The following is a 23,515-nucleotide window of genomic DNA, read 5'->3' on the forward strand; positions in this document are numbered from 1 at the left end:
CGGCCCGGGATCGGGGCGGGCGGCGACCGGTCAGTGGCTCGTGGTGCTCAGCGCGGCGAAGACGATCACGTTGTCGAGATAGCCGTTGCCGGTGCGGGGTCCGCCGCACGTGATGAGCCGCAGCTCGGGCCGGTCGACGTCGCCGTAGACCGCCTTCGTCGGAAAGTCGGCCTTGGCGACGGTCCGTACGGAGGTGACGGTGAACCCGGCCGATCTGCCGTTCTCCAGGCGCACCGTGATCCCGTCGCCCCGGCGCAGCCGGTCGAGGTGGCGGAAGACGCCGTCCCCGTGGGCGCCGACCGTGACATGGCCGAGGATCACCGACGGACCCGTCTGGCCCGGCGTCGGGGAGTGCTGGTACCAGCCCGCCCGGTCGTGCGCGGTGATCGGGGGCACCTGCACGCTGCCGTCCTGCGCCAGCCCGAGTCGCATGACCGGGGTGTCGACGCCGATCCCGGGGATCCGCAGCCGCACCGGGACCGAACGGCCCAGCGGGTACGGCGCGTTCGCCGGGTCCGCAAAGGACCCGGCGGACACGTGCGTGCCGGTGGGGCGGCCGGCCCGCACCCCCTCGCCGCCGTGGCCGGCGCAGCTCACGAGCAGCGCGGCGAGTACCGCGGTGACGAACGCGCGCCTGGAGAGGTCAGTCATGCCCCGGTCGCCCGTCGGCGGCGCACGAGGAAGACCGCCGCGCCGCCCACCGCGAGGGCGCCGGCGGCACCGCCGCCGATCAGCATGCCGTTGGAACCGGAGCCGTTGGAGCCGGTGGTCACGCCGGTGTGGGGAGCACCACTCGGTACGACGCCGACCTGGCCGCGTCCCTCGCTCGGCACGGAGCTCGGCACGACGCTCGGCACGGGGGTGGCCGCCCGGCTCGGCTCCCGGGTGGGTACCGCGCTCGGCTCCGCGCTGCCCGGCACGCTCGGCCGGGGCGACGGTACGGAGGTGGCGGAGGGCCGCGGCGTCGGGGACGCGCTCGTCCCGTGGGCGAACGCGGGCACCGTGCTCGCCAGCACGGCGACGCCCGCGGCTGCGGTGGCGCTGAGGACTGTTCGGCGCATGAATCGCTCTCTTTCGTCGGCCGGCCCGGCGGGTGGCCGGGCGGGCTGCGTGACGGATCGAGCGGAGAGACGAGACAGGATCAACCCAGGTTGTAAAGGATCGGCAAAGTCGTGCGGACCTTCGCAGCCGGGCGCCGTCGCATGGCGAGGACGAGGCGGACCGGGATGGGGGCGCGGGGCGGCGGGGGGCCGTGATCGGCACACCAGCACCTCGCAGCCCGCACGGCCCTCGTCCCGGCCCGCCGTCCCCCGTCCCCGCTCTCACAGCCGCCCCGGCGCACGGACACCGTCGTGCCCTCGCGGCCCGAACCCTCCCGTACGGTCCCGTCCCCCGACCGCCGTACGGATCCGGAGGCCATCCATGACGATCGACGCACACCGCGCCGCCACAGATCGACCAGGCGACGACGACGCATCCGCGCCGGCAGCAGACATCGGCGCCCGCTTCGAACGCCTGCCGCTGTGCCGCTGGCAGGTGATGGTCCGGCTCATCGTCGGCACCGCCACCGTCTTCGAGGCCTTCGACCAGCTCCTGATCGCGTACGCACTCCCCCAACTGCGCACCGAGTGGAGCCTCGACACCGGTCACGCCACCGCCCTGATGACCGTCGGCTCGGTCGGCATGCTCGTCGGTGAGCTGGTGTCGGGCCGGCTCGCCGACCGGATCGGCCGGGTCAAGGTCATCGCGGGCTGCATCACGCTGGCCAGCCTCTGCAATCTGGCACTGACGCTCTGCACCTCGCCCGAACCGTTCATGGCGATCCGCTTCGTCCAGGGCATGGCCACCGGCGGCGAGGTGCCGATCGCCGCCACCTTCATCGCGGAGATCACCCGTGCCCACCAGCGCGGCCGCTTCGTGCTCCTCTTCGAACTGGTCTTCCCGGCCGGCCTCACCGCCGGTGCGCTCGTCGCCTACTGGCTGGTGCCGACGCTCGGCTGGCGCTGGATGTTCGGCCTCGCGGCCCTGCCCGCCGTCGTGTGCCTCGCCGTCGTCCGCTACGTACCGGAATCACCACGCTGGCTCGCCGACCACGGCAGGCACGAGCAGGGTCTTGCCACGATGGCGTCCATCGAGGCCGCGGTCGAGAAGCTCACCGGCGCCCCGCCGCCGGAACCGACCCCTGCCCCGTCCGTGACGCCGCACCAGGGCAAGGGCGGTCTGCGTGAGCTGCTCAGCGGCAGGTAGCGCAAGCGGATGCTCGTCGTCGGGCTCCTCCGGTTCACCGGCCATTTCGTGAACTACGGCATCACGTCCTGGCTTCCGACCATCTACGGAACCCGCTTCCGCCTCGGCCTGTCGACCGCCCTCCTCTACTCGACGGTGACGAGCTGCGCGGGCCTGCTCGGCTGCCTGATCGTCGCCCTCACCGTCGACCGGGTCGGCCGCCGCAACACGGTGGTCCGGTGCCTCGCAGCCGCGGCCCTCTGCCTGCTCCTCCTCGGCCTGTCGGCCGCCGGCACGTCGGTCGGCGTCCTGGTCTGGACGTCCCTGGCGGCAGTCTTCGTCTTCGGCTGCAACATCTGTCTCTACCTCTACACACCGGAAGTCTTCCCCACACAGATCAGGGCGTTGGGCACCAGCGTGGGCGACGCCATGAACCGCCTGGGTATCGCCCTCGGCCCGATCGTGGTGGGAGCCGTCTACGCGGGCGATGCGATCGGCACGGTCTTCGTGACGCTGGCCGCCCTCGCCCTGGTCGGCTCGCTGACGGCAGCGGCCGGGGCTAAGGAGACGAGCGGGCGCAGCCTGGAGGAGGTCGCACCGTAGGCGGCCAGGGTATGAGTGAGACGTGAGCTCCTGGGCTTCCATCCCTGCGCTGCTGCACCACTGACACACGGATGACGGATAATCACCGGCGATTTACAAGCAGTGCGCATCGCCCTTGTCGATGCAGGGAATCCAGCCGCCATGAGCGATACCGCCAAGGGTGACAGCAGCACACCGGACCACGAGGAATCGACCCGCCACTACTACGAGAGCAGTGACGTCGACGCCTTCTACGACGCTGTCTGGGGCGGCGAGGACATCCACGTCGGTGTGTACGCCGACGCGCAGGAGGCGATCGCCGACGCCTCGCACCGCACCGTGGAGCACGCCGCCGACCAGGTCTCGGACCTGCTCGGCCCGGATGCCACCGTACTCGACCTCGGCTCCGGGTACGGCGGCTCAGCCCGCGCGCTCGCCGAGCGCTTCGGCTGCCGGGTGGTGGCCCTCGACCTCAGCGAGGCGCACAACCGGCGCCATCGCGCGGCCAACGCCCGACGCGGCCTGGACGGCCTGATCGAGGTCGTCACAGGCTCGCTCAACCATCTGCCCTACGAGGCAGGACGCTTCGACGTGGTCTGGTCCCTGGAAGTCCTCTGCCATGTGGCGGACCGCGACGGCGCTCTGGGCGAAGCGGTGCGGGTGCTCAGACCGGGCGGAGCGCTCGTCTTCTCGGACATCATGGCGGACGAGAAGGCACCGGCCCAGGCCCTGCGGCCCGCGCTGTCCCGCCTCGGCGTGCAGAGTCTGGCAACGCCGTCGTTCTACCGACAGAGTCTGTCCAGACTCGGTCTGCCAGCGGACTTCGAAGACCGCACCCCGGACCTGGCCACTCACTACGCACGCCTTGAGGAAGAGATGCGCCGCCGCACACCCGAGCTGCGCGGCACCATCAGCCCCGCCTACCTCGACGATCTCCTGGCCAACCTGCCCCTGTGGACAGACATCACCCGCCGTCGGCTACTGCGCTGGGGCCTCTTCCACGCCCGCCGCACCACGACCCCAGCCAGGCCCTGACACAGCGTCAACAGGTCGGCAGTCCAATGCCTCGTGCCGCACGCACAGGAAGCCCCGACGGCCCCCTACCTTTCAGGCGGCGGGAGCCGCCGCCTGAAAGGGCTACTTGCCGTTCGGTGTACCCAAGACGAAGAATGCGTCCATGCCGGGAACGTCGGACAGGTAGGTCTCGATGCTCGCGATCTTGCCATCGCGAAGGCGGCAGACGGTGGAGAGGTACTCATCCAACCGGACCTCGCCCCGGCGGGCGGTGTTGTGCAGGGACAGGGCCATGTTCTCGGGACTGACCAGGATGTGCAGCAGTTCGAAGTCGAGACCGTAGGAGGCGATCTTCTTCGCCCGTTCCACGACCGCCTCGGCGCCGTCCGCCGTACCGGAGACGGCGTTGTCGCCGGGGAGTGTCCAGGTGGCGTCGTCGGTGAGCAGGGCCCGGATGCCCTCCCAGTCACGGGCGGCGAGACAGGCGTGGAACGTCCTGCCGAGCTGGTGCTGAACCTCGTACCGGGGCATTGGGCTCTCCTCAGGTAGACGCTTAAAGCGGTGATCTCCGCTTTAAGCACTCTAGGCAGACCGGCCACTAAAGCGCAATTCATTGCTTTAAGATGAGGGAATGCCCGCCAAAAGCAAAGACAGCCGCCCAGGAGGCCGGAGCGCCCGTGTACGCGCCGCCGTGCACCGGGCGACGGTGGAACTGGTGCAGGAACTCGGAACCGAGAAGGTGACCATCCCAGCGGTGGCGCGCCGCGCCGGCGTCAACCCCAGCTCCGTCTACCGCCGCTGGGGGACAACTTCCGCCCTCCTGGCGGACGTGGCCGCCCAGCACCAGGACGAGGGGACGCCGGAGCTGCTCGGTGATCTACGCAAGGACCTCGAACGGGCCGCCGTGTGGACGCTCACCGACCTGTCCCGCCCGGGAGGCGTGGCGTTCTTCCGTGCCGAAGTGGCACCGGACGTGGATGAGCGACGAGCCGGATTGCGCGAGTGCCTGGAACGGGTCAGCACCCGGTTCCACGCCGCCCTGGAGGCCGCGGCCCGACGGGGCGAGGGAACACCCCCGCTGGAGCGGGTGCTGGACCGCGTGGTCGCGCCCCTCTATTTCCGGGTCGTGTTCTCGATTCCGGAAACGAACGAGGACTACGCACGTGGCCTCGTCGCCGAGTTGTGCGACTCCGGGCAGGCCGCTCCTTCAACCCCGGCCCCGGACCCGGCCCCCGGCGTGAACTCGGCGACGTCCGTCCACGAATAGGGCGGAGCGTCTCGATCACACCTCGGTCCGGTTGTCGTAGTTTCGTATCAAAGACCTGCTGGACGGCTTGATGGAGCAACCTCTGGCCCGGGACGCCCATCTAGCTGGGACGGAACTGACCTTCTTGCCCCCTTTGGGGCAGTACCAGCCGGAGCCGCAAGATGAGAAACCGACCCGCCGGAGCCCACCGGTCCCGTGGCCGGCGCCGCGCGTCCCGTGCCCGCCGTTGGATCGTCGCGGCGGTGTCCGTGGCCACGCTCGGACTGGTCGCCTGGCAGGTGATGAGCCACTACGAGATCCCGCCGTTCACGGACAAGGGCGACCCCGTCAACTACGACCAGGCCGGCAGCGCGAAGCACGGGAGGAGCGCCAGGGCCGCCGACTCCAAGACGCTGATGCCGACAGGCCCCAAGGCCGAGTTCAGGAACGTCAAGACCCTCAGCGACGGCACCCACGTCAGCGTCGTCACCCTGGACGGACCCAAGTCCGGGTTCAAGGGCAAGGTGTGGGTCTGGGCGCCCAAGGAGTACCAGGACGCGAAGTTCGCCACGAGCGGCTTCCCTGTCATGATCGCCCTGCCCGGCGGCCCCGGCAACGACAGCAATTACTGGTCGGTGGGCGAGTTCGGCCCGGACCGGCTCTCCCTGGAGAAGAGCATCTCCAAGTGGTACGAGGAGGGCAGGAGCAAGCCCTTCCTGCTGGCCATGCCGATCCTCAATCCGGGACCGGACACCCACGGCATCTACTGGGACGCCAGTGACATACCCAACCAGCCGAAGATGGGCACATGGCTGACGGAGGACGTCCCGGACCTGATGAAGGCCAACTTCCGCACCATCAAGGATCGTGCGGGCTGGAGTTACATGGGTTCCTCCACCGGTGGCTTCGCGAGCCTGAAGGCCGTCCTGAAGCACCCCGACAAGTTCAAGACCGCCATCGCCAACGGCCCTGACATCGTCCCTGACTCCCCGCTGTGGCGAGGCCACGAGAAGGAGATGCGGGAGAACAACCCCAAGGTGCTGGCCAAACGGCTGACGGCCGCCAAGGGACCGGACGTCTACGTCGCGTTCCAGGTCGGCACGAGGGAGAACCCCGCGACCATCAACGCCATCAAGAACTTCATGACCACCTACGGAAAGGGCCCGGTCCACACCAGACTGTGGGAGATACCGAACGGCACCCACAACGGCGCCACCTACCTGAAGCAGATGGAGGGACCCACGCAATGGATCAGCGAGCAGATGGAGGGCCCCACACCGTCCTCCTGAGCCCGGGGTGCCGCACTGTGGCATTTCGGCAGCTGTCAGAGGTCATCTGCCGGGCCGCCGTCATGTAACGGAAGCGGGCTCGCAGTTGCGCGAGTGTGCAGGCCGGTGTTTCGGACAGCGGGGTGACGACGGTGGGGCGCAGGCCGAAGAGCCCGTGGCCGCGTCTGCACGGGCAAGCGCCATCGGATTCCCCGCGTCGTCGTGCCGGTCATCCGCGATCGACGCGGTGCGGACATTCAGATCGAGCCGCCACAACAGCGCCACCCCTACGGCGGTCCGGGAGCCGCGCGTCCGGGCTCTCTCCCCATGGCGCACACCGTAGTGCGACCCCACGTCAAGCTGAGTCGGGATGCACTGAACTGGCCTGCCCCCCAGTCCGGCCGACGGCGCGCCTGGTCTCAGCGTCGGCCGACCCCTGTGACGGCCAGCAACACCCCGGCCAGCACCTGGATGGCGACGACGACCGTGATCAGGACGGGGATCGAGTAGCCGTACAGCCCGCCGATCAGTGCGCCGCCGGCCAGGCTCGCCACGCCGACCACCCCGGCGAAGAGGCCGTACGCGGTCGCCCGCCGCCCGCTGGGCACCAGGTCGGCGACCGTGGCGCGCAGGGTGGACTCCTGGATGCCCATGGCCGCGCCCCACAGCAGCGAACCGGCCACGGCGATCGCGACCGTACTCGTGAACGCCAGTGCCACCACGCCCGCGGTCAGCACCGGCAGGGCGACGAGCACACGCGGACCGTACCGGTCGTAGAGCCACCCCGTGGCCAGCGCCGAGACGGCGTCCACCGCCATCGCCGCCGCGTAGAGCACCGGCACCCAGGCAGGGGTCAGCAGGTGGCGCTGAACCAGGTGGTAGGAGAGCACGCCGAAGGTGGCGAAGCCGGTCGTGGTGGCCGCCGTGAAGGCGGCGTACGTCCAGAACGTCCGCGGCAACCGCCCGCCCTGCACGTCCGGTGCACTGGGTTCCGCGGGTACCGAAGCGGTCACCTCGCGTTCGTAGGCCTCCGGGTCCGGTACCCGGGCCCGCAGCCAGAAGAGCAGCAGCAGGACGGCGATCCCGGGGGCGGCGAGGACGCCGAGTGCGGGGCCGTAGTCGTTGCCGGTGAGCGCGAGCACGCCTGCCACCAGCAGCGGGCCGGAGATGGCGCCGATCTGGTCCAGCGCCTCGTGCACGGCGAAGCCGCGGCCCCGTCCGGTGGCGGCGGTGGCGTGCGAGAGCATGGTGTCCTTCGCGGGTGAGCGCACGGCCTTGCCGACGCGCTCGGCGACGACCAGCACGCACGCGGCCCACAGCACCCCGGCCACGCCCAGCAGCGGGACCGAGACGACCGTCAGGGCGTACCCGGCGATCGCCAGGCCCCAGAAGCGGCGGGTGCGGTCCGCCAGCGGGCCGGAGACCAGCCGCAGCCCCAGCGCCGCCGCTTCTCCGGCACCGGTGACGACGCCGACTACCAGGGCGGATGCGCCCAGTGAGGCCAGCAGGGGCCCGGTGATCGAGCGGGCGCCCTCGTACACGGCATCCGCGAGCAGGCTGACCGTGCCGAACCAGACGACGAACCGCCACGGCCCCATCCTCGCCTGCCGGTCGTCCGCTTCACCTGACTCGGGCATCGGCCGATTCACGCCCACCATGCCTCCGCTCCGACGTCCCGATGAACACCGTCACCCGCCGGGCCAGCACGCTCGTGCCGACGTTGGATGCGGCGAGTACCTCGCACCATCCTCCACCAGTCCAAGCGTCTCGGGTACGTCGGCACGGCGCCAAGGGACGGGTCGGCAGCGCGGCTGCGCGCGTTGGTCCGGCGGGACGTGGGGATCGCGCTCGCCGGCTTGCGGAGGTGGGGCCGCCTCCGTGCCGCGATCACGGGCCTGCCGGCCGGACCTGCCGCCCTGGCCGCAGCCACCGCGGGCTTCGCCGAACAGGCCCATCTCACCCGGACGGCACGGGACTTCATCGGGCGTACACCGGCCTCCCTACGACCTGCCAAGGCGTAGACCGGTCGCTGCGACGCCGAACCACGCTCCCCCGGGACGAGGCCACCACAGGCAAGCAGGCCGGGACGACGGCACCGACCCGGGGCACTGACTCAAGCGTGGGGCCGGCGGGTGAGCATCGCGTCGCGCATGGTCAGGGCGACAGGGCGAGCCGTCCCAGATTCCCGAGCTCGCCCCACCAGCCCATCGCCCTGAGGCACCCATCCCGCACACGCATGGACGCTCGGCTGTACGACCCCGGCAACGACGTCGTCGGTGTCGGAGGCAGCGTGGAGACGGCCCAGCGCCTCGGCGGCATAGCCGATGACCTAGTCGTCAGCCCCCGGTTGATCGTCCAAATACTCAAGAACCAGCACCCGTTCGATGGGATCAGTGCCCAGGATCCCCGGCACGACGGGCGGGTCGACCCGGATCGCGAGCCGCAACACAGCCACCTCACGCGTGTACCGGACAACTCGTCCCGTCACAACCGTGATCGCGGACTGCTCCCCAATCTGCGAACCCGGCGAGGCAACCCAGCTCAGCCTGCAGCCTCTCCCCGAACGGCCCGTGCCGGGCTTCGGGATCGATGGTCGAGACCATGCGGTCATAGACGGTGCGGCGGGCGCTGCGCCACCGTCCGCCCATGCGCCAGCCCCATCGCTTGGCCCTACCAGGGCAGAGTGATCCGCCGATGGCGCTGCTTGGCGAGTTGGACTGTGCCTCGGCGTCATCACCGACGCGTCGGTACGAGACCGCGAGCTGTTCGTATGCACGGGGTACGAAGCCGTCGGCGTCGCGTGTGACGAGCTTGCGAACCGCGTTGCCCCGATCCATCACGCCAGGTGTACCGGTGGCCGTCGAGTCGCCTACCACCGAGGGTCGACAGGACCTTCGACGACTCCGAACGGGCATCACTGCTGTGCTTCACGTGGGTCGGATCCGTTGCGACACCTGCTGCCGGCTACGGCCGTCAGATCTCCCTCACCGGCCTGCTGGACGACACGCAGGTCAAGCACGTCATGCTGTGATGTCCGACCGGCCCGTTCCAAGGATCTGCAGACAACGATGTCGAGTGCCAGTGCATGTAGTACGGACGCGGGACACCCCATTCCAGCTCCCCACCTTTCCCTCCCGGTTCCTGCGGGGCGCACACTGTGAGCAGAAGGCCGTGCGTCATGAACTGCACGTGGAGGTGAGCCATGAGCACCCTCGAACTGCACGTCGATGTCGACGTTCCGATCGATACGGCCTGGGAGAACATTCACCAGGTGGAGAACTATCCACGCTTCGTGCAAGGAGTGCGGAGCGCGCGCACGGGGGCCGGAGGCCGAGCGCTTCTGGAGGTCGAGACAAGGGGCGGAGCCCGGGAGGTCGAGGCTGAGGTTTCCGACCGCGGCGAGCGCGTGATGGAGTGGCTGAGCGTGGGCGCCCCCGAGCTGACGGGTTCCTTCTCCCTTGAGCCGATCGACCAGAACCACACCCGGATCCAGGCACGCGTGGAGTACGACCCCGACACCGTCCGGGACACCTTCGGCGGGCCCAAGGGGTTCGCCCAGACGAACGCGATCGAACGGCTCGCCCGCGGCGACCTGGAGCACTTCAAGGAGTACGTGGAACGGAGGTAGCGGCAGGAAGACGGTGAGCGCGGCGACGTCAGGCAGTCGGTCGGCCGTTCGCCGCGGTCAGGTTTCGATCACGGCATCGCAGTCGGGGCAGACCACGGATGCGTATTCCGCCGGGTACCACGGTGCTCCGGGGTGCTCGGAGGGGTTCCAGTCGGCCGCCTCCATGGCGAAGGTGTCCTTGCCGCACAGGGTCCTCGGTCCGGTGGCGGTGCGCATCCCCGGGGCGACGGGCGCCGCGTGCACCTTGCGCACGTGCCGCTCCGTGCCACTCGGCGGTCCGGCGGAGGAGCGTGGTGCCGCAGGCTTTTCGAGTTCGTAGACGACGATCTCGCTCATGTCTCCACCGTAGGCCGTCGCGAGACCGAACCGTCCACCCCCAGGGCCGAAGAGCTGTGATCGGCCCTCCCGGCGTGCGCGGCTGTCCGGCCTGGTCGCATGGTGAACCAGCCCCTGAACTCCGTCCCCAGGAAGCGGACGATCACGTTGCGGGCCCTCGCAGCCGCCGGGTTCAGCGACGATTGGCTGCTCAAGGCCATACGGACGACGCGCCGCGGGACTCGCCCCGGCCGGTCAGCCGGCCTGCGCCTACCAGGACGTACCCGTTGCGATCGGTCGAGCACGGACAGGTCACCACACGGCCCTCGCTGTCAGAGCAGATCCCGCCCCTGAAAGTCCCCCGGGACTCCATCAGATCCGCAGCGCTACACCGACGACAGAGTGGGGCGGCGGCTGAAGCCTCCGACCACCCGTGTGCCGAGGGTGGACTCCACGGATCAGTGGGCCGGGTTCGCGCTTCTGCTCGAAGAAGACGAAGAACGACGCCGAGGCGTACTCGCCCGGCACCTGGCGTGTGGGTGCGGCATCGCGCGAGGATCGATTGGTACCCAGATCGGCGAGGTGTTCCGGATCGCCGAGCAGTTTGAGCTCGTCGAGAGCGGCGCGGGCGATGTGCCGGCGGGTCCGGGCCTCCTCGCGGGCGGTGTGCTCGGGTTCCAGCGCGATGCCGGAGCGGCGGACGACGGGGGCCAGGGTGAAGCCCTGGAAGACGAGAGTGACCGCGACGGTGCCCGTGGTGAGCGTGAGGATGAGCGCCCGGTGCGGCAGCGGCGCCCCCGCGTGCGTGGCCAGCGGGATGGACAGCGCGGCTGCCAGCGGCATGACGCCTCGGCTGCCCGCCCAGGACAGGACGGCCGGGACCCGCCACGACAGGCGGTTGTCGCCCTGCCCGTGCCGGTGGTGGATCAGGGCGGACAGCGGGAAGATCCACAGCAGGCGGATCGCCAGCAGGGTGAAGGCGATCACCGGCACCCACAGCGGCCAGCCGTGCTCGTCGCGCGCGAGATGACGGACGGCCGAGGGGAGCTCAAGGCCGATCAGGGCGAAGACGACGCTCTCCAGCAGGAAGGTCACGGTGTCGTAGACGGCGCGGACCTGGAGCCGGACGGAGGCGTCGCCGAGCTTGTGGCGCGTGCTGCCGAGGACGACCCCGGACCGAAAGCGCCTGCGACGTCGAGTCGACCCGTCGCACTCGCACTCGCCCACGGCCACGGCCACAGCCACAGCCACGGCCGCTGCACGGAATACGCCGCCGATGCCGGGCAACGGCTGGGATTCATCCGCAGAGTGGAATCCGAACAGCGATCACGACAGGCAATTGCTACGCGGCTGCTTCCCCCTCTCCGAGAAGGCCGCCCCCTTTCTACTGCCTCTTTCATTCGTCCGGTCCAGGACGAGAGTTCCCCCGCATCACAACGCCGTGCGTGAGTTTCCCCAGCCGCCGAGCACATCGCCCGTGCAGCCACCCGGTGCGGCTTGAGGCCCTCCTCCTGCTCAGCGACGGAACCGGCGTCGATGCCGGTGGCTGGACTCGGCGTACCGGGGGTTGCGCCTCGTCGGCGTCCCGTTCAGCTCACCTCCAAGTCGGCGGCCTCGTCCAGCGCCGCGACCTGGCACCAACTCGGCGCCGAAGCCGTCAAGGCGGCCGGACACTTCGGCAACACCACCGCCGCGCCCCGGCCGTCGCGCACTCCCGCGTCTTCCGCGTCATCCGCATCCTCCCGGCTCGGAGCCCTCCAGCCCCAACAGCCTGAGGTGGACGCCGCAGAGGATGCCGGTGCGCTTCGCAGCCCCAGCGACAACGGTTCGGCGGCAGAGGACGCCTACTGCAACCAAGATCAGCCGAGTGACCGAGCGGTCCTCAGCCGCCATCGCCGACGCCCGGAAGCATCGAACCGGGCTGGTTCCCAAGGGATTCGGGAACCAGCCCGGCTGCCGCACGAGTATGGAGCGGGTGCAACGGCCGCCGAGAAAGGGGCCGAGCCGCCGACCGCCGCTAGTTCCGGTACCGGAACACGATCCGGCCGCGCGTCAGGTCATACGGCGGGAGTTCCACCAGCACCCGGTCTTCCAGCATGATCTTGATGTAGTTCTTGCGGATCTTCCCGCTGATGTGCGCGAGCACCTGGTGGCCGTTCTCCAGCTCCACGGTGAACATGGCGCTGCGCAGGCACTCGACGACCTTGCCCTCGACTTCGATGACGTTCTTGTTCTTGGTCATCGCACCAGCTCCAGGTTGCTGCTCATCGGCCGGGCGCCGATGCCCTCGAACAGCGTCGAGGCTGCTTGGTTGGACTCGTGGACTTCGGTCCAGGCCGCGGCGAACCCTGAGCGGTGCAGCGTCCCCAGCGCGTGGGCCAGCAGCGCCCGCGCGATGCCGCGGCGCTGCTCGCCGGCCCGGACCGCGACCAGCCCGATGCGCGGCCGGTTCACCGTCACCACCCGGATCAGACCCAGGTAGCGGTCCGGCGCCGCGGCCACCGCGTACTTCGACGGGTCGACGATGGTGTCGCCTTCGGGGCGGGGAATTACCTCCGCGGGCATCGACTGCCACCACCCGTCGGTCGCCTCGACTTCGTCACGGATCGCGCGGTCCACCGCCCGCAGCAGAGTCTCGTCCGCCTGACCGGCGGGCACGATCGTCACGCCCGAAGGCGGCAGGACTGCTTCGAGCCCTGTGATCTGCGGGTCGGTCGGGACAACGTACTCCCACTCGCGGCGCCGGATCGTGAAACCGGCTCGCTGCCAGGCGGCCGTCAGCTCGACGTCGGATTCGTCGACCACCGTGTACAGCGGCGCCGGCAGCTCCGGCAGCATCGCCTCGGCGAGCCGGTCGAAGGTGGCGTCGTGCCAGGCGTCGATACTGACGAACAAGCGTCCGTCTGGCCGGCGCACCGCAAGCCCGCGGCCGACCACCAGGTCGTCATCCAGTGCGTGCCATTGCCTGTCCGCGACGCGCGTGATCATCACCGCGTTCTCGCCCGGACCAGATGTGAAAGGCTTCGTGTTCATCGGAGTCTCCTCCCAGGAGTGCCTCGATCTCAGGCGCTCCTGGCGACACCGAATGTCAGCCGCCGGACCGTGACGGGTTGAGGGAGCACCCATGGGTAACTGTGTTCACGGGTCTCACCTCCATACGACGACTTCACGGTCCACCCCGAAAGTAGCAGCGAGGCTCTGCCTCGCTCAAATCTTTTCCGTACGGGTGGTCACGGCGCTGAACACGGCACTGCACGGTGTCGATCCGGTGACCGCTCTGGTCGCCGGAAACATGGGCGCCCGCCTCATGGCGCTACGACGTCTCGGCCGCAGGTGGCTTCCCGGTTGGCCATCGTCGGCCGCGCCGAAGTGCCGCTCGCGCATCTGCTCCAGTCGACCCTCAACGGTGCCCACTCAGTAAGGTGCTCCGCCATCGCCTCCTCGGCGCGGTCGGGTTTGCGGGGCAATATCGCGCCTACGACGCGTTCGTGTGCGGCCAGCGTCATGTCGTCGGCGCTCCCGCCCATTTCGAAGAGCTCCTCAAGGCCGCCGGCGGTTCCGGTGATGACGATGGTCTGTGCAGACATCGGAAAGCTCCCTTCGTGAGGCGAATGATCCCCTTGGTCTGCCCACCCCGATCTGCTCTACGACCTGCTACAGCCCCGCCAGGGGATGACCCCCGGACAAGCCGTCGACGTCATAGCCGGTACGACCGCGATGGACGCCCAGCAGCGGCAGGCAGACGTCGAACCCGCCGGGAGCCCTGGTCGCCGCCACGCCGGGGACCCGCTCCTCGCCCACGCGGCCTCCGAGTTCGCGCCCCGGCTAACCCGGCTGGTGACCATGCTGCTGACCGGCGCCGAGAAGGGACAGTCCGAGCAGCCGTGGGCGACCCGCCGCACCGTCTGGCCTCACGGCCCGGACAGCGCTAGCGTCGGGACCCATGATCGTATGGATCAACGGCACCCACGGTGTGGGCAAGACGACGACCAGTGCACTCGTCCAGCAACTGATCCCGGATTCCAGGGTGTTCGACGCCGAGAAGGTCGGCGAGACGCTCATGGACATCACGCCGGGGCTGCCCGCGACGGGCAACTTCCAGCACTGGCCGCCATGGCGCCCTCTCGTCGTCGAGACCGCCCGCCACGTCCTCGACTACACGGGCGGCACTCTGGTGATCCCCATGACCGTCCTGGTCGAGCAGTATTGGCGGGAGATCAGCGCAGGGCTGGCCCAACATTCCATCCCGGTACGGCACTTCGTCCTCCACGCCGACCAGGTCACCCTCCGCGGGCGCATCGAGGGTGACGCCGTGATGGGCCCGTCTCCCTTCCGCCTCGAATACCTTGAGCCCTACGCAGAGGCCGCACGCACGTGGCTGCACGCCGAGGCCGAAGTCGTCGACACCACCCACCTCACTCCGGCCCAGGCCGCCGAGCAGATCGCACAGGCCCTCAAGAGCTGAGATCCACCCGCCGAGCCGATCAGGGAATCACGTCCGAAGACCTCCTGGATCCCCGTATGTAAGCTCCGAGGCTCCTGCGCGCTCCCTGTCCGCCGGGGCGCCTCCCACGCACGTCGGGCGGGGCCGATGCCATGCCCGTCGCCTGCTGACGTACGGCCGACCTGCTTGCGCATGCAGCAACGATGCCGTGGCCACGGGTGCACGCGGCCGGCCACCACCCGGGCCGTGGGCCTGGGTGGTGGCGTGTGTTCTGGCAGAGGGCAGAGTTCGTACTGCGACACCTGCCAAGGGCCCGGCGAGGTCGATGCGGTCGGCGAGGCTTACGACACGAAGGCCGCACCGATCATGGGCACGCATCGGTCACGGACGCCGAGGGCAAGGAATTGAGCCGTCAGGAAGCTGCGGAATCTGTTGACCGGCACGCTGGAACCACACGCCCGGCGGTGGTCTGCCCAGACGTCGGAATCCGGCTCGCTTCCAGATCGGTGCGCAGAACCGCGAGGTTGGCCGTAGGACCGGCCGTGGTGAACTGCTGCTCGGCGGCGTACAGGAGCAACTGCTCGCGTACGGAGGCCTGCTGGTGCTTGGCCGTGCCGCGCAGAGGGCGGCGGGCACCGGCGGTCTTCTCCAATCGCCCAGGTAGGCGTCCTCAACAATCATCGGGCGGCGGAAGGTCAGTCCCTGCGTCCCGTCACGGCGACGGTCACGCCCAACCCGATCATCGCCAGCCCCCCGGCTCCGCCCACGAGTTCGTACCGGCGTGGCGAGCGGGCGAACCACGTCCGTACGCCGCTCGCGGCCACGCCCCACACGGTGTCGGACGTCAGGCCGATCCCGACGGACACCAGGCTGAGGAACAGCATCTGAGCGGGAACGTGACCGCCGGCCCGGTCGACGAATTGCGGCAGAACGGCTCCGAAGAGGATCAGCGCCTTGGGGTTGGTGACGCCGACGACGAACCCCTCACGCAGCGCCTGCCGGGAGCTGCCAGGACTTGCCGCGACACCGAGCGTGTCGGTCAGCGCACGGCGTCGCCTGATCGCCTGCACACCCAGCCAGACCAAATAGGCGGCGGCGACCGCCTTGAGCACCCCGAACACCGCCGCCGACCGCTCCAGCAGTGTGCCGAGTCCGAAAGCCACGCATGCCGCGACAACGTAGTTGCCCGCAGCGTGCCCGAGGACCGTCGCCAGCGCCACGCGCCGACCGTGCGCCAGGGCCCGCCCCACCACGAAGAGCACGCCAGGCCCCGGGACCACGATGAGCACAGCGGACGCCAGCATGAAGGCGAGCAGTCGATCAGCTGATATCACCAGTGAGACGGTACTTGGGAGCTGTTCCGGATACCAGGCCCTGCCCGCGAGGGATGCGCCCCCTGAGCGCGAGTGCTTCGCGGACGCCGACAGCCTTCATGGCATGAGTGGCACCTTCGACGTGGCCCGCTCTGAACGGCGGGGTCTTCGACCGCGGCCGAGCCTGGACATTCATCCGCAGCTTCGCTGCCGCTTGGGGCGAGCCTCTGGTCGAAAACGCCGGCACTCCTACGGCGGAACTGGCACGGGCCGAGGCGACGCTCGCTGCTCGCTGCCAGCCGCAGCGCGCGAGGTCTACGCACTTGTCGGCACCCCGCCCGACCTGGTCGCCGACCAGGACCCCCTGCTGCCACCCCACCTGATGTTGCGCAGGACGGACGAGTGCGGCGGTGTGCTCGTCCGTCCTGCAGCGAGAACCAGGGCTGCGCCGTCTGAGGTGTGCGCCTTGTCGACCTTGGCTTGTGCGGTCCGGGCCGGAGCCGTCAGACAGCAGCGTGCGGAGTCCGGCGGAGCAGTCGGCCCAGCTGCGGGTCGCGAGCCGGCGGCTGCTGAAGGCAGAGAAGGAGTGGCAGCTCGGACCGGATGCCGGGCTTCCTGCGCGTCGCATCCTGGGCCCACCGCACAGGGAGGTTAGCGTTCTGACGATCGATCAGTTAAGCCGACTCCGACGCGGAGGGACAAGATGCTCAGGGGATTCAAGAACTTCCTGATGCGTGGCGACATCGTCGTCGTGGCGGTCGGGCTGATCGTCGCGCTGGCGTTCAGCACGCTCATCAAGTCGTTCACGGACAACGTGATCAACCCGATCATCGCCCGGGCTCAGGGGGGCCGGAACTTCGGGCTCGGGTGGCAGCTCGGGCGGCCCGGGAACAAGGCGACCTTCCTCGACATCGGGTCGTTCATCTCGGCGGTCGTCTACTTCGTCATCTTCATGGCCGTCGTCTACTTCCTGATCGTCGTGCCGTACAAGAAGTTCCAGGCCCGGCGCGGTGTGGCCGCCTTCAAGGAGGCCGGTGCGGTGAAGACATGCCCCGCCTGTCTCTCCGAGGACATTCCCGGCGCGGCAGGCAAGTGCCGGTACTGCGGCACGGAGCAGCCTGCGTCGGGCACGGCGCAGCACCCGTAGGGCGCGGGCCGTGGCGCCCGTCAAGCCCGTGCCCTGCGGGCGTGGTGTCGGGAGGAAGTGGGCCTTGCGCCTCGGCCCGCCTCGTGAAGGCCTCGGTGTGGGGCGAGGGGATCTTTCTGACGAGCAGTGGGCGGTGCTGGCGTTTCACTGCCGGATGTGATGCGGGATAGGTCTGGTGGACGGGCCGAGGCTCATCGATGGGATCCGGTGACGGGTGTGGCCGGGTGCCCGTGGCGCGATCTTCCCCCGGGGGAACGGGCCTCGGCAGCTCCCCTCTACATACTCTTCCGCTCTCTACGTGCTCCTTCGCCGTCGGCAGCGCGAAGGCGTCTGGCTGGTGCTGTTGACCAGGCTGCAGGGCCGGGCCAATGCGGCTGCTGATCATTTGGTGGATCGACATCGACTCCACGGTCTGCCGGGCCCATCAGCGCGCGGCAGGCGCCCGGCGCAACAGCCAGGACCACAGGGCCCTGCTTGACGACGACGCGCGGCCGGCTCTCAGACGACCAGGACCCGGCGTCCGCGCGTGTGGCCGGACTGGCTGTCGATGTGCGCCGCCGCGGCCTCGGCCAGCTGGTACGACTTCTCGACCGGGATGCGCAGCTTGCCCCGCGAGATGAGGCCGACGGCCTCGGAGAGCGCTTCCGGCATGCTCCCGGCCACGCCGGAGAATCGGACACCGAGCGCCGGCGCACCGAGATCGGCAATGGAGATCACCTTCCCCGAATCCCCGGTCAGCCCGACAAGCTCCCGGATCACGCCCGAGCCGGCCAGATCGAGAGCCGCGTCGACATGTCCGAGCCGGCGCACCCGTTCGACCCAGCCCTCGCCGTACGTCGTGGCAAGGGCGCCCAGACCGCGCAGATAGTCCTGGTTCGCGGCCCCAGCCGTGCCGATCACCGTGATGCCGCGGTCGCGGGCGATCTGCAGCACCGCCGATCCGACTCCCCCGGACGCACCGCTGACCAGCAGCGTCTGCCCGGACCGTACGCCGACCTCGCGGATGATGCGCAGCGCGGTCTCCACCACGGAGGGGTAACCAGCCGCCTCTTCGAACGTCAGCCCCTCGGGCATGAGGGCCCATGCCGACAGCACGGCGAACTCGGCATAGGTGCTTGAGCCTTCGCCGAACACGTGGTCGCCGACCCCGACCCCTTCCACGCCCTCGCCGACCTCGTCCACCATCCCGGAGGCGTCCAGCCCGACCCCGGAGGGCAACTCGACCGGATGAGCCCCCAGGATCTGGCCTTCACGGATCCTCCAGTCGACGGGATTCACGCCCGCCGCCCGCACGGCGATGCGTACCTGACCAGGGCCCGCGTGGGGCTCCTCGGCGTCCAGGAGCCGCAGTACGTCCGGACCGCCGAACTCGGCGAAACTCACTCTCTTCATGCGACCGACCGTAACACTAACCGTTAGGATTTAATATCTGTTCTGATTTTGCTTCTGGTAGCGTCAGACCATGACCGTGCCGCCTGGACGCCGTGAGCGCAAGAAAGCCGCAACCCGCCAGAAGATCGCCGACACCGCCCTCCGGCTCTTCCTGGAGCGCGGATTCGACGCGGTGGGCATCCGCGACGTGGCCGCCGAGGCCGACGTGGCCGTCACGACGGTCTTCTCCCACTTCGCCTCGAAAGAGGCCCTGGTGTTCGAGCAGGACGAAGACTTCGAGCAACGCCTCACGCAGGCGGTCACCGACCGGGCGCCCCACGAGCCGCTCATCCCCGCGCTGCGCCGCGAGGTCGAGGCGCTCGTGCGGCACTGCACGGCGGACAGCGCCACCCCGGTCTGGCGCATGATCGACGCATCACCCGCCCTGCGGGAGTACGAGGAGTCGATGAGACTTCGCCACGCGGAGGCGCTGGCAACGGCCATCGCCGCCGACCCCGACCTGTCACAGTCCACAACGGCCCGCCGGACGATCGCGAGGTTCGTGATCGACGCCTATTCACTGGCCCGTGAGGCGGCCGACCCGCAGACCGCGCTCGATGAGATCTTTCCGATGATCGAGGCAGCCTGGGCCGTCGCCCGCCCCTCCACACACTCCGCCGGCGCGCCCGGACCTCAGCTTATGCCGGGCCGGGCCAGGCCCGGCATCGCTTCACCGACCCTCAGCGGCAGAGCGGATCCGTAAGCCGGCCGACCTGGACCGGCTTCGCCGGTGACCACCGTACCGGCGTCACCCAAGACAGGGGCCTCGGGCCTGAGTCCGTCCCGGAGGTGCCCGGGTCAAGGGGACCGGCGGTGCGGGCGAGGCGGAAATCCTGGTCGGTCCGCTCGCGCAGACCGAGGGCGCGGGGCGTGAGGGCGGCCGCAGCGGTCCGATGATCGGGGTGCGCCTCCTGCGGCGCGGTAAGCCGTGGCCTTCCCCGACACCACGGACGTCCACTCACCGAACCGCCGGTATCCGGTCGACCAGGCCGGGCCGAACGACTCTGGAGTCTGCCGCCAAGTGCAGCCGGAGGCCGCGACGAACAGGATCGCCGCCAGCATCTCCCACCCCGCTAGCGTCGGCGGCCGCGGCCTTGCGACATGCACGCTGCCGATCACGCCCACCGCAACAACCTTTCAGAGCGCGACCGTCAGGCCGGCGCGGACGGCCAGGACGACCAGTTGGGCGCGGGAACGGGCGTTGAGTTGCGCCATCACCCGGCCCACGTGGGTGCGGACGGTGGCCGGGGAGAGGGACAGGGCGTCGGCGATCTCGTTGTTGGACGTGGTGCAAGCGGGCGTCGTCGGTGGTGCCGGGCGCGGTGGTGAAGCCGAAGCGGGCGCGGGCCTCGATGACGAGGCCCGCGCTGGTCGCAGCCTGGCGGCGGGCCTGCTCACACACCGGCGGCTGCCAGTGGGCCAGCATGGCGTCGGCCAGGCGCTGGGCGAGGTCGGCGCGGCGCGGGGTCTGCGGATCTGGTGTTTCACGTGCCGCTCGACGGTGCTCTGGGAAACGCCGAACAATTCAGCTCCCCGCCGGGTGCCCCGAGCCGACGGACGAGGTAACGCACCTCGGCGACTACGGAGCCGGTTCCCTCCACCCCGGCCCGCCGGACGACTCCCAACGAACAGGCTCACTCGGCGAGTTGCGCGTAGACGAAGTCCGTCGGCCGTGGTGGGGAAGGACTGGATGCCCAGGCAGGACACCGAGAACGCTGACGACAGCGGCGACGCGTACGTCCTTGTGAGTGTCGACGCCGAGCACGGCGGTGGCGGAGTCCACGGGGAGTATCTGTCGCGAAGGCCCCTCTGGGGACACGCCCGCCGGCCCGGCGGCGGTCCGGCCCCGCGCCGGGCCGGGCCGGCAGATCGGCACTCGGGAAACCTTGGCCAGTCGGAGACCGGGGCAGGCCGCGCGCCCCCCCGTGCGGAACACGATCATCCTCACACGTGGTGCGGAATTGAGCCGAAGCGCGATGGTTGTCGCCATCGGCGCCCACTCATGACCGCCAGCCTCTCCACGACGGCCGGCTTCCTGAACATCGGCTCAGCAGGGCTCGCCGAACCAGCGGTCGAGCGCCTGTTCGAGATCATCCGCGCCTGCCCAGCACACGTAGCCGTCCGGCCGGATGAGCATCGGCTCGGTGTCGGCGCCCTGGCCCACCCGGTCCACCCGGTCCGACCAGGGGCCGGCGACCCTGGCGAACGTGTCGGCCGGGTCCAGCACGATGCCGTGGCCGGACCGCAGCAGTTCGTGCACCCGGGCCGGGCCGAGGTCCAGGTCCGGTGCGGGCCGGCCGACGAGGGGATGGGTTTCGGTGCCCGGCATCGGGTAGCGGAGGGCCATCCCGGACATCAGGTCGGTGAGATGGTGCTGGACGTCCGGCAGTTGGGCCAAGGCCGTGAAGATCTCCCGGGCGGCCAGTACGTCCGGATCGCGGGTGCCGGCCCAGTCCATCAGCAGGCTCTGTGCCCGGACGTTGCGCAACACGGCGGCCCCGGCCGGATGCCGTTCCGCGTGATACGTGTCGAGCAGGTTCTTCGGTGCCCAGCCGTGCACGGCGGCGCCGAGCTTCCAACCGAGGTTGAGCGCGTCCTGCATCCCGGTGTTCATGCCCTGCGCGCCGAGCGGAAGGTGGACATGGGCGGCATCGCCCGCCAGGAACACCCGTCCGTGCCGGTACTGCTCGACCTGCCGTGACGCGTTGGTGATGCGGCGGGCGTAGCGCAGTTCGAGCAGGTGCACCCGCGTTCCGAACACGGTGCTCAGGCCCTGGCGGATCTCGTCCTCGGTGACCGGGGTCTCCCTCGGCCGTGACTGGCCAGGGCCGCCGAGGACCAGTCGGCGCAGCGGCCTGCCCTGCGGATCGGTGCCGAGCGGGAACAGTGCCGCCCAGTACCCGTCCTCGTTCCAGGTGTGCGACGTGGACGGATCGGCGCCGTTCAGCCGCACGTCGGCGGCGGTGATCGTCAGCGTACCGGGCTGACCGGGGAATCCGGCCCGCAGCAGCGACCGTACGGTGCTGTGGGCTCCGTCGGCGGCGACGAGGTAACGGGAGCGGAGGATGACGCCGTTGGCGAAGGTCGCGGTGACCCCGTTGTCGTCCTGGGCGAGGCCGACCAGTTCGTGGTCCCTCCGGGCATGGAGACCGTGCGCGGCGAGGTGCTGCTCGAAGAATCCCTCGATCACCACCTGCGGCACGGACCGCCACGGCAGACGGTGCCGCTCGGAGTGGAGCGGGAGTGGGACACCGGCGAAGTGGCCGGTGGTGACGGGGTGATCGCCGGTGGCCAGCAACGGCTCCAGCAGCCCTCGTTGGTCGAGCGCCTCCAGAGTGCGGGACTGCACTCCGCCTGCCTTGGACAGGTCGCTGCGCTGCGACAGCTTGTCGACCAGCACGGTCGGCACCCCCGCCGTCAGCAGTTCGTTGGCCAGCGTCATTCCGGTCGGGCCGGCGCCGACGATGAGCACATCGGTGTCCATGGACTCTCCTGTGGCTGTGTCGATCAGGACAGAAGCAACGCTGCATCGGCCGAACCGCCTGAGCCAGAAACCAACTTGATTGCGTTGGTATCTGACACCACATAGCCTCGGCCCGGTGGAATCCGACTACGACGAGCTGGACCGTCGACTCGTACACGCCCTGCAGATCGACGGCCGTGCCCCGTTCAGCACCATTGCCGAGGTTCTCGGTGTGTCGGATCGCACCATCGCCCGCCGGTACGCCCGGTTGCGGTCGGCCGGGGCGGTACGGGTCCTGGGCGGGGTCGACCCAACCGCGCTGGGTGCCATCCTGTGGTTCCTGCGGGTGCGATGTGCGCCCGCCGCGTCGCTCCCGGTCGCCGAGGCACTGGCCAGACGCCCCGACACATCCTGGGTGAGTCTCAGCTCCGGCGGCACCGAGATCACCTGCGTGGTCCGTACCGAGAGCGAGGAGGACAGCGAGGCACTGCTGCTGGCCAAACTCCCCCGCACCCCGCGCGTGGAGGGCGTGACCGCGCACTCCGTGCTGCACTCCTTCTACGGCGGCCCGGACAACCTGGTCGGGAAACTCGGGTCACTGGACGCGGAGGCGATCGAGCGACTGCGCCCGCCCCCGATGCCACATCGACGGGGACCGGTGCGGCTCGACGACGGTGACCGCAAGCTCCTCGCCCTGCTCGCCACCGACGGCCGGGCCGGGTTCGAGCAGTTGGCCGCGGCGACCGGCTGGTCACCGACGACGGTCCGGCGCCGGATGGCCGAGCTGCGCGAACACGGCCTGCTCTACCTCGACATCGACGTCGACTGGCGCATGTTCGGCGTGAACGCCCGCACCCTGCTCTGGCTCTCGGTCGCCCCCGCGCACCTGGAGAAGGCCGGTCAGGCTCTGGCCGGACATCCGGAGATCGCGTTCGCCGCCGCCACGACCGGCCCGACCAACCTGTACGCGAGCGTGGTGTGCACGAACCAACAGGAGCTGTACCGGTACCTGACCACCCGGATCGCCTCACTCCCAGCCATCACACACCTCGAAACGGCGCCAGTGATCAGGACCGTCAAGCAGGCAGCGAACCAGACATAGCCACCGGCTAGCCTCCTGCTGCTTCGATGGCGCAAGGCACACTGCTGCGTACGCTCACGAAATTCGACTCTGCCGGGAATGCTGTAACAGGCGGGGGCCTCAAGAAGGGACGGGCGCCCTCGGGATACTGCTTGCGGTGCTGTCGCGTCGCGAAGTACGAGGCCGGGGTGGACATCTGCATGCCCAGGGGTGTGTCGTGTCCTGGCCGCGGCGGCAGTGGCCCCTGCGTCCGCGCACGCCTCACGAGCCGTACCCGATGCTGATGCGTCCCCGCGGTGCGCTGCCGTTGCGCCCGGATCACGCCCTACCCCCACCCGTGTGGCGGCCCGCACGCTC

At 69.8% G+C, this 23,515-nt stretch carries 26 protein-coding genes; 11 read left to right on the forward strand and 15 right to left on the reverse strand.

The genetic code is table 11. From position 1 onward, the window contains the following. Positions 1 to 30: 30 nt before the first annotated feature. Positions 31 to 651 carry a class F sortase gene (locus tag AC4OXY_RS02540; RefSeq protein ID WP_491993022.1) on the reverse strand — a complete coding sequence of 207 codons (621 nt, stop codon included), beginning with the start codon at positions 649 to 651 and terminating at the stop codon, positions 31 to 33. After that, positions 648 to 1,061, reverse strand: coding sequence for a sortase-dependent protein (locus tag AC4OXY_RS02545; RefSeq protein WP_491993023.1), 414 nt, complete (start codon positions 1,059 to 1,061; stop codon positions 648 to 650). The genes AC4OXY_RS02540 and AC4OXY_RS02545 overlap by 4 nt, the downstream gene beginning before the upstream one ends. 361 nt (positions 1,062 to 1,422) lie before the next feature. Between AC4OXY_RS02545 and AC4OXY_RS02550 the strand changes: the two genes are divergently transcribed. The 3 genes from AC4OXY_RS02550 to AC4OXY_RS02560 all read left to right on the forward strand — a co-directional run bounded on the left by AC4OXY_RS02550 (position 1,423) and on the right by AC4OXY_RS02560 (position 3,843). Beyond that, complete coding sequence (locus AC4OXY_RS02550; protein ID WP_491993024.1) at positions 1,423 to 2,247, forward strand: MFS transporter; 825 nt, start codon at positions 1,423 to 1,425, stop codon at positions 2,245 to 2,247. A gap of 9 nt (positions 2,248 to 2,256) precedes the next feature. Beyond that, on the forward strand, positions 2,257 to 2,829 hold the full coding sequence (locus AC4OXY_RS02555; protein ID WP_491993025.1) for an MFS transporter: 573 nt from the start codon (positions 2,257 to 2,259) through the stop codon (positions 2,827 to 2,829). Between the two features lie 141 nt (positions 2,830 to 2,970). Beyond that, positions 2,971 to 3,843, forward strand: a complete 873-nt coding sequence (locus tag AC4OXY_RS02560; protein WP_491993026.1) for an SAM-dependent methyltransferase — start codon at positions 2,971 to 2,973, stop codon at positions 3,841 to 3,843. A 102-nt stretch (positions 3,844 to 3,945) separates the two neighbouring features. Here the strand turns inward: AC4OXY_RS02560 and AC4OXY_RS02565 are convergent, their stop codons facing one another. Continuing rightward, entirely contained in the window at positions 3,946 to 4,353 is a 408-nt protein-coding gene (locus AC4OXY_RS02565; protein ID WP_356025088.1) for a nuclear transport factor 2 family protein, read from the reverse strand. Positions 4,354 to 4,453: 100 nt separating this feature from the next. Between AC4OXY_RS02565 and AC4OXY_RS02570 the strand changes: the two genes are divergently transcribed. After that, positions 4,454 to 5,089, forward strand: coding sequence for a TetR/AcrR family transcriptional regulator (locus tag AC4OXY_RS02570; RefSeq protein WP_491993027.1), 636 nt, complete (start codon positions 4,454 to 4,456; stop codon positions 5,087 to 5,089). A gap of 242 nt (positions 5,090 to 5,331) precedes the next feature. Then, a complete protein-coding gene (locus tag AC4OXY_RS02575) occupies positions 5,332 to 6,357 on the forward strand; it encodes an alpha/beta hydrolase (protein WP_491993028.1) in 1,026 nt (341 codons plus the stop codon). Between the two features lie 398 nt (positions 6,358 to 6,755). On the opposite strand, the gene AC4OXY_RS02580 is transcribed toward AC4OXY_RS02575, so the two are convergent. Further along, entirely contained in the window at positions 6,756 to 7,973 is a 1,218-nt protein-coding gene (locus AC4OXY_RS02580; protein WP_376289754.1) for an MFS transporter, read from the reverse strand. Positions 7,974 to 8,060: 87 nt separating this feature from the next. On the opposite strand from AC4OXY_RS02580, the gene AC4OXY_RS02585 reads away from it, so the two are divergent. Together AC4OXY_RS02585 and AC4OXY_RS02590 are read left to right on the forward strand one after the other, a co-directional pair. After that, a complete protein-coding gene (locus tag AC4OXY_RS02585) occupies positions 8,061 to 8,357 on the forward strand; it encodes a hypothetical protein (RefSeq protein WP_491993029.1) in 297 nt (98 codons plus the stop codon). A gap of 1,181 nt (positions 8,358 to 9,538) precedes the next feature. Continuing rightward, complete coding sequence (locus tag AC4OXY_RS02590) at positions 9,539 to 9,964, forward strand: SRPBCC family protein (protein WP_356025098.1); 426 nt, start codon at positions 9,539 to 9,541, stop codon at positions 9,962 to 9,964. Between the two features lie 57 nt (positions 9,965 to 10,021). On the opposite strand, the gene AC4OXY_RS02595 is transcribed toward AC4OXY_RS02590, so the two are convergent. The 6 genes from AC4OXY_RS02595 to AC4OXY_RS02620 form a co-directional block, all read right to left on the reverse strand. Then, positions 10,022 to 10,300: a hypothetical protein gene (locus AC4OXY_RS02595; protein ID WP_491993030.1), complete on the reverse strand. Its 279-nt coding sequence runs from the start codon at positions 10,298 to 10,300 to the stop codon at positions 10,022 to 10,024. Between the two features lie 351 nt (positions 10,301 to 10,651). Further along, positions 10,652 to 11,530, reverse strand: a complete 879-nt coding sequence (locus tag AC4OXY_RS02600; RefSeq protein ID WP_491993031.1) for a cation:proton antiporter domain-containing protein — start codon at positions 11,528 to 11,530, stop codon at positions 10,652 to 10,654. A gap of 766 nt (positions 11,531 to 12,296) precedes the next feature. Then, entirely contained in the window at positions 12,297 to 12,521 is a 225-nt protein-coding gene (gene infA, locus AC4OXY_RS02605) for a translation initiation factor IF-1 (protein WP_010981942.1), read from the reverse strand. Continuing rightward, entirely contained in the window at positions 12,518 to 13,312 is a 795-nt protein-coding gene (locus tag AC4OXY_RS02610; RefSeq protein WP_376289762.1) for a GNAT family N-acetyltransferase, read from the reverse strand. Before AC4OXY_RS02610 ends, infA begins: the two co-directional genes overlap by 4 nt. 272 nt (positions 13,313 to 13,584) lie before the next feature. Beyond that, positions 13,585 to 13,866, reverse strand: a complete 282-nt coding sequence (locus AC4OXY_RS02615; protein WP_402066326.1) for a hypothetical protein — start codon at positions 13,864 to 13,866, stop codon at positions 13,585 to 13,587. Between the two features lie 67 nt (positions 13,867 to 13,933). After that, entirely contained in the window at positions 13,934 to 14,080 is a 147-nt protein-coding gene (locus AC4OXY_RS02620) for a hypothetical protein (protein WP_491993032.1), read from the reverse strand. 142 nt (positions 14,081 to 14,222) lie between these two features. On the opposite strand from AC4OXY_RS02620, the gene AC4OXY_RS02625 reads away from it, so the two are divergent. Then, entirely contained in the window at positions 14,223 to 14,744 is a 522-nt protein-coding gene (locus AC4OXY_RS02625; protein ID WP_356040336.1) for a P-loop nucleotide/nucleoside kinase family protein, read from the forward strand. A gap of 674 nt (positions 14,745 to 15,418) precedes the next feature. Here the strand turns inward: AC4OXY_RS02625 and AC4OXY_RS02630 are convergent. Then, the gene (locus AC4OXY_RS02630) at positions 15,419 to 16,057 is read right to left on the reverse strand and encodes a LysE family translocator (protein WP_491993033.1); all 639 of its coding nucleotides are present in this window, start codon (positions 16,055 to 16,057) and stop codon (positions 15,419 to 15,421) included. Between the two features lie 682 nt (positions 16,058 to 16,739). Here AC4OXY_RS02630 and AC4OXY_RS02635 point away from each other — a divergent pair. Next, positions 16,740 to 17,183 carry a large conductance mechanosensitive channel protein MscL gene (locus AC4OXY_RS02635; protein ID WP_491993034.1) on the forward strand — a complete coding sequence of 148 codons (444 nt, stop codon included), beginning with the start codon at positions 16,740 to 16,742 and terminating at the stop codon, positions 17,181 to 17,183. Between the two features lie 498 nt (positions 17,184 to 17,681). On the opposite strand, the gene AC4OXY_RS02640 is transcribed toward AC4OXY_RS02635, so the two are convergent. After that, entirely contained in the window at positions 17,682 to 18,575 is an 894-nt protein-coding gene (locus tag AC4OXY_RS02640; protein ID WP_491993035.1) for an NADP-dependent oxidoreductase, read from the reverse strand. A gap of 70 nt (positions 18,576 to 18,645) precedes the next feature. On the opposite strand from AC4OXY_RS02640, the gene AC4OXY_RS02645 reads away from it, so the two are divergent. Then, entirely contained in the window at positions 18,646 to 19,317 is a 672-nt protein-coding gene (locus AC4OXY_RS02645) for a TetR/AcrR family transcriptional regulator (RefSeq protein WP_491993036.1), read from the forward strand. Between the two features lie 95 nt (positions 19,318 to 19,412). Here AC4OXY_RS02645 and AC4OXY_RS02650 read toward each other — a convergent pair whose 3' ends face one another. From AC4OXY_RS02650 to AC4OXY_RS02660, 3 genes are all read right to left on the reverse strand, one after another. Then, positions 19,413 to 19,739 (reverse strand): transposase, encoded by a 327-nt coding sequence (locus AC4OXY_RS02650; protein WP_376289772.1) that lies wholly within the window; start codon positions 19,737 to 19,739, stop codon positions 19,413 to 19,415. A 12-nt stretch (positions 19,740 to 19,751) separates the two neighbouring features. Beyond that, a complete protein-coding gene (locus AC4OXY_RS02655) occupies positions 19,752 to 20,012 on the reverse strand; it encodes a response regulator transcription factor (protein WP_376289774.1) in 261 nt (86 codons plus the stop codon). A 649-nt stretch (positions 20,013 to 20,661) separates the two neighbouring features. Continuing rightward, complete coding sequence (locus tag AC4OXY_RS02660; protein ID WP_491993037.1) at positions 20,662 to 22,098, reverse strand: FAD-dependent monooxygenase; 1,437 nt, start codon at positions 22,096 to 22,098, stop codon at positions 20,662 to 20,664. Between the two features lie 115 nt (positions 22,099 to 22,213). On the opposite strand from AC4OXY_RS02660, the gene AC4OXY_RS02665 reads away from it, so the two are divergent. Then, on the forward strand, positions 22,214 to 23,179 hold the full coding sequence (locus AC4OXY_RS02665; protein ID WP_491993038.1) for an Lrp/AsnC family transcriptional regulator: 966 nt from the start codon (positions 22,214 to 22,216) through the stop codon (positions 23,177 to 23,179). Positions 23,180 to 23,515: the final 336 nt, after the last annotated feature.

The organism is Streptomyces sp. HUAS MG56, from assembly GCF_058673395.1.

What these genes read in the sequence shown, in the direction of transcription:
- AC4OXY_RS02540 (WP_491993022.1), bottom strand. Translation starts at nt 651, where the DNA reads ATGACTGACCTCTCCAGGCGCGCGTTCGTCACCGCGGTACTCGCCGCG.
- AC4OXY_RS02545 (WP_491993023.1), bottom strand. Translation starts at nt 1,061, where the DNA reads ATGCGCCGAACAGTCCTCAGCGCCACCGCAGCCGCGGGCGTCGCCGTG.
- AC4OXY_RS02550 (WP_491993024.1), top strand. Translation starts at nt 1,423, where the DNA reads ATGACGATCGACGCACACCGCGCCGCCACAGATCGACCAGGCGACGAC.
- AC4OXY_RS02555 (WP_491993025.1), top strand. Translation starts at nt 2,257, where the DNA reads ATGCTCGTCGTCGGGCTCCTCCGGTTCACCGGCCATTTCGTGAACTAC.
- AC4OXY_RS02560 (WP_491993026.1), top strand. Translation starts at nt 2,971, where the DNA reads ATGAGCGATACCGCCAAGGGTGACAGCAGCACACCGGACCACGAGGAA.
- AC4OXY_RS02565 (WP_356025088.1), bottom strand. Translation starts at nt 4,353, where the DNA reads ATGCCCCGGTACGAGGTTCAGCACCAGCTCGGCAGGACGTTCCACGCC.
- AC4OXY_RS02570 (WP_491993027.1), top strand. Translation starts at nt 4,454, where the DNA reads ATGCCCGCCAAAAGCAAAGACAGCCGCCCAGGAGGCCGGAGCGCCCGT.
- AC4OXY_RS02580 (WP_376289754.1), bottom strand. Translation starts at nt 7,973, where the DNA reads ATGCCCGAGTCAGGTGAAGCGGACGACCGGCAGGCGAGGATGGGGCCG.
- AC4OXY_RS02585 (WP_491993029.1), top strand. Translation starts at nt 8,061, where the DNA reads ATGCGGCGAGTACCTCGCACCATCCTCCACCAGTCCAAGCGTCTCGGG.
- AC4OXY_RS02590 (WP_356025098.1), top strand. Translation starts at nt 9,539, where the DNA reads ATGAGCACCCTCGAACTGCACGTCGATGTCGACGTTCCGATCGATACG.
- AC4OXY_RS02595 (WP_491993030.1), bottom strand. Translation starts at nt 10,300, where the DNA reads ATGAGCGAGATCGTCGTCTACGAACTCGAAAAGCCTGCGGCACCACGC.
- infA (WP_010981942.1), bottom strand. Translation starts at nt 12,521, where the DNA reads ATGACCAAGAACAAGAACGTCATCGAAGTCGAGGGCAAGGTCGTCGAG.
- AC4OXY_RS02610 (WP_376289762.1), bottom strand. Translation starts at nt 13,312, where the DNA reads ATGAACACGAAGCCTTTCACATCTGGTCCGGGCGAGAACGCGGTGATG.
- AC4OXY_RS02615 (WP_402066326.1), bottom strand. Translation starts at nt 13,866, where the DNA reads ATGTCTGCACAGACCATCGTCATCACCGGAACCGCCGGCGGCCTTGAG.
- AC4OXY_RS02625 (WP_356040336.1), top strand. Translation starts at nt 14,223, where the DNA reads ATGATCGTATGGATCAACGGCACCCACGGTGTGGGCAAGACGACGACC.
- AC4OXY_RS02635 (WP_491993034.1), top strand. Translation starts at nt 16,740, where the DNA reads ATGCTCAGGGGATTCAAGAACTTCCTGATGCGTGGCGACATCGTCGTC.
- AC4OXY_RS02640 (WP_491993035.1), bottom strand. Translation starts at nt 18,575, where the DNA reads ATGAAGAGAGTGAGTTTCGCCGAGTTCGGCGGTCCGGACGTACTGCGG.
- AC4OXY_RS02645 (WP_491993036.1), top strand. Translation starts at nt 18,646, where the DNA reads ATGACCGTGCCGCCTGGACGCCGTGAGCGCAAGAAAGCCGCAACCCGC.
- AC4OXY_RS02660 (WP_491993037.1), bottom strand. Translation starts at nt 22,098, where the DNA reads ATGGACACCGATGTGCTCATCGTCGGCGCCGGCCCGACCGGAATGACG.